Here is a 12,007-nt window from a genome sequence, read left to right on the forward strand (position 1 = left end):
TTCGATGGAGCGAGTCTGGTACGTCGCCTACGGTTCCAACCTCGCCCTCGATCGCTTCCGCTGCTACCTGGCCGGCGGCCGCCCGGCCGGCGGGATGCGCCTGTATCCGGGCGCTCGGGATCGCAGCGACCCCGAGCAGATCGCGGATGTCGACGTACCCGGGCGTCTGCTCTTCGCCGGGGCGTCCAAGGTCTGGGGCGGCGGGTCCGCCTTCTACGATCCGGCCGGGCCCGGCCGCGTCGCCGGGCGTGGGTACCTGCTGACGCCGGACCAGCTCGGCGACGTCGCCGCGCAGGAGATGCGTCGCGAGCCGGGCGGACCCTTCGCCCGCGATCTCGCCGGCCTCCTGGCCAACGTCGAGTCCCTCCACACCATGGGCCCGGGCCGCTACGAAACCGTAGCCCGCTTGGGCGAACGCGACGGCCTCCCGATGTTCACCGTCACCCACGGAAACGCGTCCGACCTCGACCCAGCCGCGCCCACAGCGCCGTACCTCCGCTGGATAGCCACCGGCCTGACCGAATCTCACGACTGGACCACACCGCAGATCGTGGACTACCTGTCGGTCGCGCCGGGCGTCCAGTTGTCCTGGACGCCCGACGCACTCACCGAGCTGCTTACCGCTTGATCGCGACGCAGGTGGCGGTGGACTTCTTGGTGGGGTCGCTCTCGGAGGTTGCGGTGAGAGTGATCTTGGCGAGGGGAGCGGTGCCGGCCTTGGCATAGACCGGGACGTTCACGTGCTGGCCGGCGTCGGCGGTGGCCAGGGCGTTGGGGAGCTGGACGTCCCAGTTCTTGCCGTCGACCTTCGCGGACACGCGGTACACATCGCCCTTGAGGTACGGCGTGACGTCCTCGGGGTGCTGTGCTCCGGTGCCGGCCTTGCCGGTGTTGGTGAGGTTGAAGTTGCAGGTCTGGACGCCGCCCTGGCCTGGCTTGGCGACCGTGGGCAGGACCCGGACGCCGCGCTTCTGCGGGCCGGCGCCGTCGAGGGAGCGGATCGCGACCGTGTAGGACAGCACGCCCTTGCCGTCGCGGTGGATGTTGGTGATGTAGAAGTGCAGCCGGTTGGCGGTGTCGGTGTACTCGTACTCGCTGCCGGAGTTCGTGCCCGCGTGGAACAGGGCGTCGGACAGCTGACGGTAGTCGCCGATGGTGATCGGAACCTTGGTGCCGTCGGGCAGCACGTAGTCGGTCATGTTGATGTCCTGCGGGTTCGCGTCGACGACCCACTCGAACGGCGCCCGGTCCTGGTTCTTGGTCTTCGCGAGCAGGACACCGGAGTCGGGCGTGAACGAGTCGGTGCCCATCCGGTCGACCACCTCGACCGTGTAGTTCTGGTAGCCACGGCCGTCACACAATGCGTCGGTGTTCACGTCGCAGGGCGGTGCCAGGTCGCCGGTTCCACCGAGCTCGATGTTGACGCCGGACAGCCCCTTCGCTCCCGGCTCGACGGACCGCGCGGTGACATCAGCGATCACGACGCCGGACGAGGCAAGAGCTTCGCGGGACAGCCGAAGTACGTTCTGTTCGTCGACCATCTGCAGCTTCAGCTTGTTCCGCAGCATGTGTTGCGCGCCCATCGACGCGCCACCGGTGGCCGGGATCATCCAGCGACTGTGTGGACCGCCGGGACCGTTGAAGCTGCCGCGACTGAGCATCTCCCAGACCCCGGTGTACGCGCGTCTCGGTGGTACGCCGTACGGGTTGTTGTAGTTGTCACCGATCCCCAGGATGTGGCTGAACTCGTGCGCGAAGACCGCCATCCCGGAGCTCTCGGCCTGGGTCGACGAACCGCCGCCGGCGTTCGGCCAGATCGACGCGCCGGCGGCCCACGAGGTCCAGTCGACGTACCGCGTGTCCGACCAGTTCGGCAGGGCCGGGTCCGGCGGGCCGAAGTCGTCGGTGACGTCCTCCTTGTTCGGGAACTTCATCATCCCGAACTCCTGCCAGGTGGACGATTCATCCTGTCCGGCGCTGAGGAAGAACACGAAGTCGAACCCGGCGGGTACCTCGGGCCCCTGGTCGGCGACCCACGCGGCGCGGCCGTCGGCACGGATGTCCTTGGTGCAGTCGTCACCGGCCGGGCAGGCGGAGTCGCCCTGGAACTCCATCGCGTACTCGTGCGACTTGCCGGGCATCCGGTACGGGCCGAACGCGGTCAGGTTGACGCCGTACCGGCCGCCGGAGTCTTCCATCCAGTACTCGTGCAGGGTGTGGCCGCGGTTCAGCGCGCTCGGGGTGTTGAGGAAGTTCTTGTAGAACTGCGCGACCTGGTCTCGCGGTACGCCGTTCGCCTCGGCGCTCGGGTTGCCGAACGGCGTGGAGCCCTTCGGCTTGGTGATGACGAAGTCCTGGTTCGGGTAGTCGACCAGCACCAGCGCACCCTTGAACGTCCGCACCGATCCCGGCACCGCCGGGTCGGCCCAGTTCGTCCCGGGCGGCTTGCGGTAGTCGTTCCAGGTCATGTGGTCGGGGTTCTCCCAGTTCTGCGGATCGATCGGCCCGGGCAGGCCGTTCGCCGTGGTGGCGATCCGCTGTTCCGGCCCGGCGGTGCCCGACTCCTGCCACGGTTGCTTCTGTGGCCAGTGCGGGTACTGCCAGGCGTTCGCGGGATCCGGGGGAGCGGTGGCGTCCGGCGCGGCGAGCGCGAGACTCGGCACCGAGACAGCAGCCAGTACGGCGACCAGCCGCACAACGACAAGACGGTATTTCCGTAGCTCAGACACGGGCGGGCATCCGATCAACGAGTGGGCGGGACAGCCATGAGCATGCCTGTTCGACACCCCTGACGACAACAGGTGAGATCACTGTATACAGTATGGAGTGGAGTGGTTAGCCTGGGCGCTTGCGTCGTCTTTGGATGGAGGACCCATGTATTCAGTCACCGACCCGGCCACGGGTGTGCTGATCGAGGAAGTCGCGAACTCGACGGACGAGGAGGTGCGGGAGTCGATCGGGCGGGTGCACTCCGGCTATCCGGGGTGGCGACGCCGGACCGTCGAGGAGCGGGCCGCGATCGTGGCACGCGCCGCGGACCTGTTCGAACAGCGGACCGACGAGCTGGCCGCGATCATGACGCAGGAGATGGGCAAGCGGATCAACGAGGGCCGCGGCGAGGTCGGCATCGTGGTCGACATCTTCCGCTACTACGCCGAGAACGGACCGGCGTTGCTGGCCGACGAACCGCTGGACATCAAGGGCGGACGGGCGGTCATCACCAAAGGCCCGATCGGCGCGCTGCTCGGGATCATGCCGTGGAACTTCCCGTGCTACCAGGTGGCCCGGTTCGTCGCGCCGAACCTGGTGCTCGGCAACACCATCCTGCTCAAGCACGCATCGATCTGTCCGCGTTCGGGCCGCGCGATCGAGGAGATCCTGCGGGCGGCCGGCGTACCGGACGACGTGTACGTGAACACGTACGCGTCCAGCCGGCAGATCCCGGCGATCCTGGCCGACCCGCGGATCGTGGGCGTCTCGCTGACCGGCAGCGAGCAGGCCGGTGTCTCGGTCGCCGCCGAAGCCGGGAAGAACCTGAAGAAGACCGTGCTCGAGCTCGGCGGCTCCGACCCGCTGATCGTGCTCGACACTGCCGACCTGGACGAAACGGTCAACGCGACCGCGACGGCCCGGATGCGGAACTGCGGCCAGTCCTGCAACGCGCCGAAGCGGATGATCGTGCTCGCCGACATCTACGACGAGTACGTCGACCGCCTGACCAAACGCGTCGCGGAGTACTACGTTCCCGGCGACCCGGCCGACCCGGAGACGAAGCTGCCGCCGTTGGCCTCGAACTCGGCCGCGGACGAGGTGGCGGGCCAGGTGGCGAAGGCGGTCGAGCAAGGCGCGACCCTGCGCACCGGCGGTCAGCGGATCACCCCGGGTGCGTTCCTCGAAGCGACCGTGCTCACCGACGTCACGCCGCAGATGGATGCGTACTACGAGGAGATCTTCGGGCCGGTGGTGATCGTGTTCAAGGCCGAGACCGAGACCGAGGCGATCGCGCTCGCGAACGACACGCCGTTCGGTCTCGGCGCGTCGGTCTGGGGTACCGACGACGAGCGCTCCCGACGCGTCGCCGAACAGATCGAGGCCGGCATGGTCTATCTCAATCGCGCCGGTGGCTCCCAGGCCGACCTGCCGTTCGGCGGCATCAAGCGGTCCGGCATGGGCCGCGAACTCGGTCCGGCCGGCATCGAGGAGTTCATGAACAAGAAGTCCATCCGCTTGTAGCTGGCAGGAACCGGACACCGCGCGGCGGTGGCCGGAAGAACCCCTCATGCTCTGAGTGACGATCTATGACGGAAAGTGACTCAGCATGAGCTTCCTGCCGCCGCCCGCGCCGGGCACCGGCCCGTACCCAGGGCCGCGCCCTGTGTCGCACGACCCTCTAGCTGTTGCCTTGGGCAACGCTTCCTGGCTCGGTATCGGCTATCTGATGATGCGGCGGTGGAAGACTGCGGTCGCGAACTGGCTGGTCACCGCGACGCTCGTCGTACTCATAGTGGTGCTGCGAGAGCTCTGGTGCGAGCTCGCCATCGCCGGGCTGTGGGTGCTCGTCATCGTGCATGGGTGGTTCCTGGCCAGAGCGCAACCGTGGCAGGCGGCGGTCCGCAGGAAGCGACTGATCGCGCTCGGGGCGACGGTGCCGATCCTGCTGGTCGTCGGACTCCTGCGGTTCGACGCGTCGCGGATCAACGGCAGCATGACCGAGGCACGCGAGGCCGGCGACTGTGCTGGGGTGACGACAGCCGAGCAGAGGTACTGGTTCGGCCACCGCGTGGTGGACGGGCCGAAGACCGCGAGCGGCGAGGCCGACGTCAACGCCTGCGATCGGATCGACACGGCCCGGGCCCAGCTCGACGCCGCACTGACGGGTGACACCGAGGCGCTCGCCGTCGGCTTCCGCATCCTCGACTCGGTGCAGAGCGAGCGGGGTCAGGACAAGACGGTCGGGGTCGCGCTGGACACGTTCCTCGGAGCGCTGCCGAAGAACGCGCCGTGCGCGAACGTGACGATCGCCGGCTGGCTCCGGACCCGTACGCCGAACCACACCGCGCTGGACCGCTCCAGCGATGTCGTCCCGCGGATCGAGCCCGTCGCGCTGGTGGCCTGCGCGGACCAGCACGCCAAGTCGTTGGACTGGAAAGCAGCTCGCACCCTCTACCAGCAGACTCTCGACCGCTACCCGAGCGATCGGCTGGTGGCCCGGGCGACCGCCGGGGTACGCACCGCCGATCTGAGCCTGCAGTTGGCGAACGTCCGCAATCTCGTCGGCGCGGGGGAGGGCTACTGCTCGACACCGGCGAGGTACAGCGCCGCACCGCCGTACCACCGCGGCGTCAACCGAACGCTGTTCCTCGGCGAGGCGGACGACTACACGGCGAAGCTGCCGAGCAGCTGGAAGACGACTGACCCGACCGTCGCCTCGCTCATCGTCTGCGCGGACGATCCCGACTACGGAACGGCGGTTCGCACCTGCCCCTACACACCGGTGAAGAACCCCAGTGCCTTCCCGACCGACGTGACCTTCCACAAGATCGCGATCCCGCTCAAGGCCTACGAGTTGCGCACCGGCCGGCTGGTGGCGCGCACCACGCTCCAGATCAACGGCTCGTCGTGTCCGCGGACGCTCCACTTCACGTCGTACTTCGACTCCGACTTCTACGTGCCGTCCACAGAGTACGTGAGCCCGACCAGCGCCAACGTGCAGGCCGCCTTCCAGCCGGTGGTCGTCCGGCCGTGATCCGGTCGCGTCAGGAGTTGCCGTGGTCGCAGGCGACGCCGTCGCCGTTGCGGTCCAGGTCGCGCGAGTAGCCGGGGTCGCCGCGACGGAGCGGTGCCTTGCCGGCGGCGCGGACCTCGTCGCAGTTCTCGTAGTGGACCGCGCTCACGACCGAGGTCGACGGCGTCGACGAGACGGTGGGCGTCGCTGACGGCTCTGGGGCCGTTGGCGGATCCGTCGGCTCGCCGGTCGGCCCGACCGGCGTTTCTTCCGGCGTGGCCGACGGTGCCGGTGTCGACGTCGGCGTGCGCTCGATCTGCCGGGTCGGCTTCTCGGTACGACGCAGTGTCGTCGGCGGCTCGGTGGCGGGTGCGACCGAGGTGGACCGGATCGTCGTTGGTTCCGGACCCGTCGCCGAGGGGACCGTGTCGCCACTGCTGAACGGCTTGTAGAACAGCAGCGCGCCGATCAGAGCGAGCGGGACCACGGTGATCGCCGCCAGCTTGAGTTTGCTCGGACCGCCGTACCGTCCAAACGGGCCACGGACCGGCCGGCCGCGCTCGTCGACCCAGAAGGACCATCCCCTCGGGGCCGGTGGCCACGACTCGTTCGGCCTCCAGCGTCTCGGTGGCCGCCACCGCGCCGTCGGCGGATCGGGCCATTCAGGCGGTGTGTTGAACTGCCTCACGCATACCTCCCCCAGTACGCCCAGCAGCCTAGCGAGGACGCCGCCAGAGGCAAGTACCGGGGTCCGAACCCCTTGTTTTCATGCGCTTGAACAGAGTGAGCGCTAGGTCTCGTTGACGGACCCAGCTGGGCGTGTGAAGCTCGGTCCATGACGGAGACTCAGGAGCAGACCCGCAGCCGGACCTTCTCGTGGTCCGACCCGGCAGTGGCCGCGGCGCGGATCGGGACCACGTCCGGGCTGGAGATGCTGCACGCGATGGGCACCGGCGAGATCCCGCCGCCGCCGATCCTGCAACTGGTCGGCGCCACCGGGATGGAGGTGGAGGAGGGCCGGGTCACCGTGCTGATGCCGGCGCAGGAATTCCACTACAACCCGCTCGGCACCGTGCATGGCGGGATCATCGCGACTCTGCTCGACACGGCCGCCGGCTGCACCGTCCACTCGACGCTGCCGGCCGGGTTCGGCTACACCTCGCTGGACCTGATGACGCGATTCATCAAGCCGGTGACGATCAAGTCGGGACTGCTCCGTTGTGAAGGCGGCATCATCAGCCGCGGCCGCCGTACTGCGGTCGCGGAGTCGCGGCTGTTCGACGAGGCCGGCGCGCTGCTGGCTCATGCCACCTCGACCTGCCTGATCTTCGAGCTGCCGACCTCCTGACGGCAGTCGGCAACTCGAGAGCGGGCGTCAGCCGGCCAGGAGCTTCTCGGTGCCGACGAGGCGGACGCAGGTGGCGAGTCCGGAGATCGCGGCCTCCACCTCCGGGAGTTCCGGGTACGTCGGGGCGATCCGGATGGTGCGGTCGGCCGGGTCGTCGCCGTACGGGTGGGTCGCGCCGGCCGGGGTGATCGCGATGCCGGCCGCCTTGGCCTTCGCGACGACCTCGCGGGCGCAGCCTTCCGGCACCTCGAGGTTGATGAAGTAGCCACCGGCCGGGCTCGTCCACGTCGCCAGCCCGGTGCCGCCGAGCTCGGCGGTCAGGATCTTGTCGACCGCATCGAACTTCGGCCGGATCAGGCCGGCCAGGTTCCGCATGTGCTCGTGCAGCCCGTCGGCGTCGCGGAGGAACTGCACGTGCCGCAACTGGTTGATCTTGTCCGGCCCGATGCTCCGCTTGACCGTGTGGCTCAGCCACCATTCGACGTTCGCGGGGGAGGAGCCGAAGAACGCGACGCCGCTGCCGGCGAAGGTGATCTTCGAGCTGGACCCGAACACGAACGCCCGGTCCGGGTGACCGCTCTCCGCGCAGAGCGCGAGCACGTCGGCGATCTCGGCCGGTGCGTCGGTCAGGTGGTGTACGGCGTACGCGTTGTCCCAGAAGATCCGGAAGTCCGGTGCTGCGGTCTCCATCGCGGCCAGCCGCCGTACGGTCTCGTCGGAGTAGACCGAGCCGTCCGGGTTGCTGTACTTCGGCACGCACCAGATGCCCTTGATCCGGGCGTCCTCGGCGACCAGGCGCTCGACCACGTCCATGTCCGGGCCGTCCGGCGTCATCGGCACCGGGATCATCCGGATCCCGAACCGCTCGCAGATGCCGAAGTGCCGGTCATACCCCGGCACCGGGCACAGGAACGCGATCTCCGGCTGGTCGGCCCAGCGCCGCTCGGCACCCGGCACCAGACCGAGCAGCGCGAACACCACGGCGTCGTGCATCAGCTCGAGGCTGGAGTTGCCGGCGGCCAGCAACTGCTCGACCGGCACCTGCAGATCCGCGGCGAAGATCGCCCGCAGCTCGGGCAGTCCGTTCAGGCCGCCGTAGTTCCGCAGGTCGGTCCCGTCGGCTCCGACCGGATCACCTTTGAGCTCGAGCAGGCCGTTGGCGAGATCGAGCTGCCGGGGTGACGGCTTCCCGCGCGTCAGGTCCAGCTTCAGCCCTTGGGCCACCAGCGCCTCGTAGTCCTGGCGGGCACGGTCACGCTGGGCGGTCAGCTCGTCGACGCTCACGGGAGTCCTTTCACGGTCGGGTGATGGATCCAAGCCTAATGATCACCCGACCGCGACCGTGGACAGGGTCAGCGCCGCCGGCACTTCGGGTAGCGCGGGTCCGTCGGCGGACAGGTCGGCCAGCCCGGTGGCAGCTGGATCGTCGGCGGCGTACCAGGCGGTCCCGGTGTCGTCGGCGGCGGAGGCGGCGTCGCCTTGCTGCCGTTCGACAGGTACAGCGTGATCTTCGCACCGGCTGGTGCGCCGTCCTCCTGGCGTGGACTCGTGTACGCAACGGTGCCCGCCGGTGCGTCCGAGTCGACCGGCGTCGGCGAGACCTCGGCCTGGAAGCCGAGCTGCTGCAGCTGGGCGATCGCGATCGGCGGCAGCACGCCCTTGAGCTGTGGCAGGTCCTTCACGTTGCCGCGGATCGTCAGGTCGTCCGGCCGGACGAAGTGGGTCGACGGCAGACCCTTCAAGGCACCCTGGAGTGCGGTCTCCCAGATCGGCCCCGCGGTCCCGGAGCCGGACGCGTTCCCGATCTTCTTGCCGTTCAGCGTCAGCCTGGCCAGGTCCGTGTACTTCGGCGTCGCATCGGCCACCACGGACGCGGCCGCGAGCCTGGTCGAGTAGCCGGCGAACCAGACGGCGATGTTGCCGTTGATCGTTCCGGTCTTGCCGGCCAGGTCGCTGCGGCCGAACTTCAGCTTGCCGCCGGTGCCGCCCGGCTCCATCACCTTGTTCAGCACGTAGTTGACGCCGTCCGCGACCTGCGGGGTGAGCGCCTGCTTGCAGCTGCGGCCCTTGACCGGGATCGACTTGCCCTTGCTGGTGGTGACCGCGGTGACGAGTTGCGGGGTGCAGTACTTGCCGCGAGCGGCGAAGGTCGCGTAGGCATTGGCCAGCATCAACGGTGTGATCAGACCGGCGGACCCGAGCGTGAACGACGGGACCTGCTGCAGCGGCTTCATCGTCTGGGCGTCCTGCATGCCGAGCTTGGACGCGATGGTGGCGATCGGGCAGAGACCGACCTGCTCGGACAACTGCAGGAAGTAGGTGTTCGTCGACGCCCTGGCCGCGTCGATCATCGACGGGTCCAGGATCGTCTTGGTCGAGTTCTTCGGCTTGTAGTCCGGGGCGGACGTCGTACCGCTGCAGGTGGCGAACTTATGGCCGCTCAGGTCGATCTGCTGCGGCGAGTTGATCCGGTAGGTGAGGGGGACACCCTTCTCGATCGCGGCGGCGATGGTGAACGCCTTCATCGTCGAACCGTTCTGGAAGCCGCCGTATCCGCCGGCGTAGGACTTCTCGACGTTGTAGTTGTACGACGTCTGGCCCTTCTTGTTGCCGTACGGCTTGCTCTGCGCCATCGCCTTCACCAGACCGGTGCCGGGCTCGACGATGGTGACCGCGGCCACGGCTTGGTCGCTGGCCTTGGAATGCTTCTTCATCGAGTCCTCGGCCGCCTTCTGGATCCTCGGGTCGAGCGACGTCCGGATCACCAGACCGGCGGTCTCGATGTAGTTCTCCGCGGCCTGCGGGGTCTTGCCGAAACTCGGGTTGTTCTTCAGCTGGGAGACGATGTACTCGCAGTAGAACGGGTACTTCGAGTTCGCGCAGCCGTTCGGTACGTTGCGGACCTTCTTCGGATCGATCACCGGGGTCTTCAGTGCGGCCGCGGCCTGCGCGGCGGTGACGATGTTCAGCTCCTGCATCCGCCGGATCACCACGTCGCGACGCTCCTTGGCCCGCTTCATGTTGTTCGTCGGGTCGTAGCCGGTCGGGTTCTTCACCAGACCGGCGAGCATGGCGGCCTGCGGCAGCGTCAGCTGGGAGGCGTGCACGGAGAAGTAGTGCAAGGCGGCGGCCTCGATGCCCCAGGCACCGTCACCGAAGTTCGCGAGGTTGAGGTACTTCTCCAGGATCTGGTCCTTGGAGTATTCCTTCTCGACGGCGATCGCATACCGGAGCTCGGCGACCTTGCGTTCGTAGGTGTCGGCCGTAGCGGCCGCGGCCTCCTCCGGTGTCTTCGCCTTTTCGATCAGGTTCATCTTCACGTACTGCTGGGTGATGCTGGAGCCACCCTGCTGGACCGCACCCTGCGACTGGTTCCGCAGCAGTGCGCGCAGGGTGCCCTTGGCGTCCAGTGCGCCATGCTCGTAGAAGCGATCGTCCTCGATCGCGACGATCGCCTTGCGCATCATCGGGCTGATCTGCCGCAACGTCACCGGTACCCGGTTCTCCTGGTACAGAGTGGCGATGAGCGAGCCGTCGGCCGCCTGGATGATGCTCTTCTGGGAAACCGGCGCCGCCTTGAGGTCCTGCGGCAGGTACTGGACCGTGTCGTGGGCCTTCGCTGTGGTCACCCCGGCCAGTCCGGCGAGCGGAAGGGCCAGGCCGGCGACGAGCGCTCCGGCGAGAGCGCTGGTGAACAGGAAGAGCACCACGGACTGGACGACCTTGGGGCGGGCCGGCTCGCGTCTGTGCATGGTCCGGCAGATTAGCCCCGGAGGGGCTTCACCGGGACATTTTCGTCACGGAATTAACACATCTGCCCAACGATGTCACCAATTGTGACGAATCCGTCACTGCCGGCTCACCGGATCAGGACCTTGAGGGCGTCGCGGTTGTCCATGGCGCGGTAGCCGTCGGGGACCTGGTCCAGGGTGACGGTCTGGTCGAAAACCTTGCCAGGGTTGACCTTTCCGGACAGGACACCGGGCAGCAGACGTTCGATGTAGGCGCGGGCGGGAGCCGGTCCGCCGGTCAGCGTGATGTTGGGGCCGAACAGACTGGAGAAGCCCACCGGAGCGTCGAGGTACTGAGGTACGCCGACCCGGCTGATCACGCCGCCGGGACGAACAACACCAATCGCCTGCTCGTACGCCGGCATGTGCCCGACGGCCTCGAGTACGACGTGGGTCCCGTCCCCGCCGGTGAGTTCACGGACCTTCGCGATCCCTTCCTCGCCCCGCTCGGCGACGACGTCGGTCGCGCCGAACTCGACGCCGAGGTCGGTCCGCTTCTTGTGCCGTCCCATCAGAATGATGCGCTGGGCACCTAATTGCCGGGCCGACAGGACGGCGAGCAGGCCGACCGCGCCATCGCCGATGACCGTGACCGAGGTACGCTCGTCCACGCCGCCCTTCAGAGCCGCGTGGTAGCCCGTGCCGTACACGTCGGACAAAGTCAGCAACGACGGCAGGAGCTCGGAATCCTCGCCGACCGGGACCCTCACCAGCGTCCCGTCCGCGAGCGGAACTCGGACCGCCTCTGCCTGACCGCCGTAGACGCCGTTTGCGTTCCAGAACCCGCCGTGCCGGCACGACGTCTGCAGATCCTCCTGGCAGAAGTCGCACGTCCCGTCGGACCAGGCGAACGGCGCGATGACGAAGTCGCCCTTCCGCACCGTCGCCACGTCGGCGCCGATGTCCTCGACCACGCCGACGAACTCGTGTCCCATCGACTTGCCGCCGGGCAGCGCCGGCAGGTTGTGGAACGGGTGCAGATCACTGCCGCAGATGCAGGAGCCGGTCACCCGCACCACCGCATCGGTTCGTTGCTGAATCACCGGATCCGGTACGTCGATCACCCGTACGTCGCCGGCGCTGTACATGTAAGTCGCTCGCATGGTCCCAGTGAAGGTCACGGAGCGTGGGCGGGGGAGTGAC

9 protein-coding genes are annotated in these 12,007 nt (G+C 68.1%); 4 read left to right on the forward strand and 5 right to left on the reverse strand.

Features of this window, described 5'->3' with window-relative positions:
* Positions 1-4 precede the first annotated feature (4 nt).
* The gene (locus E0H73_RS11485; protein ID WP_131353760.1) at positions 5-628 is read left to right on the forward strand and encodes a histone deacetylase; all 624 of its coding nucleotides are present in this window, start codon (positions 5-7) and stop codon (positions 626-628) included.
* Here E0H73_RS11485 and E0H73_RS11490 read toward each other — a convergent pair.
* Positions 618-2,729 (reverse strand): M6 family metalloprotease domain-containing protein, encoded by a 2,112-nt coding sequence (locus E0H73_RS11490; protein WP_131353762.1) that lies wholly within the window; start codon positions 2,727-2,729, stop codon positions 618-620. The two genes, E0H73_RS11485 and E0H73_RS11490, sit on opposite strands and share 11 nt — an antisense overlap.
* A gap of 145 nt (positions 2,730-2,874) precedes the next feature.
* Here E0H73_RS11490 and E0H73_RS11495 point away from each other — a divergent pair, with 145 nt between their 5' ends.
* Positions 2,875-4,233: an NAD-dependent succinate-semialdehyde dehydrogenase gene (locus E0H73_RS11495; protein WP_131353764.1), complete on the forward strand. Its 1,359-nt coding sequence runs from the start codon at positions 2,875-2,877 to the stop codon at positions 4,231-4,233.
* An 85-nt stretch (positions 4,234-4,318) separates the two neighbouring features.
* On the forward strand, positions 4,319-5,746 hold the full coding sequence (locus E0H73_RS11500; protein ID WP_131353766.1) for a hypothetical protein: 1,428 nt from the start codon (positions 4,319-4,321) through the stop codon (positions 5,744-5,746).
* Between the two features lie 10 nt (positions 5,747-5,756).
* Here the strand turns inward: E0H73_RS11500 and E0H73_RS11505 are convergent, their stop codons facing one another.
* Positions 5,757-6,413, reverse strand: a complete 657-nt coding sequence (locus tag E0H73_RS11505) for an excalibur calcium-binding domain-containing protein (protein WP_238163948.1) — start codon at positions 6,411-6,413, stop codon at positions 5,757-5,759.
* A 147-nt stretch (positions 6,414-6,560) separates the two neighbouring features.
* On the opposite strand from E0H73_RS11505, the gene E0H73_RS11510 reads away from it, so the two are divergent.
* On the forward strand, positions 6,561-7,073 hold the full coding sequence (locus tag E0H73_RS11510; RefSeq protein ID WP_131353768.1) for a PaaI family thioesterase: 513 nt from the start codon (positions 6,561-6,563) through the stop codon (positions 7,071-7,073).
* 27 nt (positions 7,074-7,100) lie between these two features.
* On the opposite strand, the gene E0H73_RS11515 is transcribed toward E0H73_RS11510, so the two are convergent.
* The 3 genes from E0H73_RS11515 to E0H73_RS11525 form a co-directional block, all read right to left on the reverse strand.
* Positions 7,101-8,357 (reverse strand): aspartate aminotransferase type Ic, encoded by a 1,257-nt coding sequence (locus E0H73_RS11515; protein ID WP_131353770.1) that lies wholly within the window; start codon positions 8,355-8,357, stop codon positions 7,101-7,103.
* Positions 8,358-8,425: 68 nt separating this feature from the next.
* Positions 8,426-10,825 carry a penicillin-binding protein gene (locus E0H73_RS11520; protein WP_131353772.1) on the reverse strand — a complete coding sequence of 800 codons (2,400 nt, stop codon included), beginning with the start codon at positions 10,823-10,825 and terminating at the stop codon, positions 8,426-8,428.
* A gap of 107 nt (positions 10,826-10,932) precedes the next feature.
* Positions 10,933-11,967, reverse strand: a complete 1,035-nt coding sequence (locus tag E0H73_RS11525) for a zinc-binding dehydrogenase (protein ID WP_131353774.1) — start codon at positions 11,965-11,967, stop codon at positions 10,933-10,935.
* Between the last annotated feature and the right edge of the window lie 40 nt (positions 11,968-12,007).

Source organism: Kribbella pittospori, from assembly GCF_004331465.1.
GTDB lineage: Bacteria > Actinomycetota > Actinomycetes > Propionibacteriales > Kribbellaceae > Kribbella > Kribbella pittospori.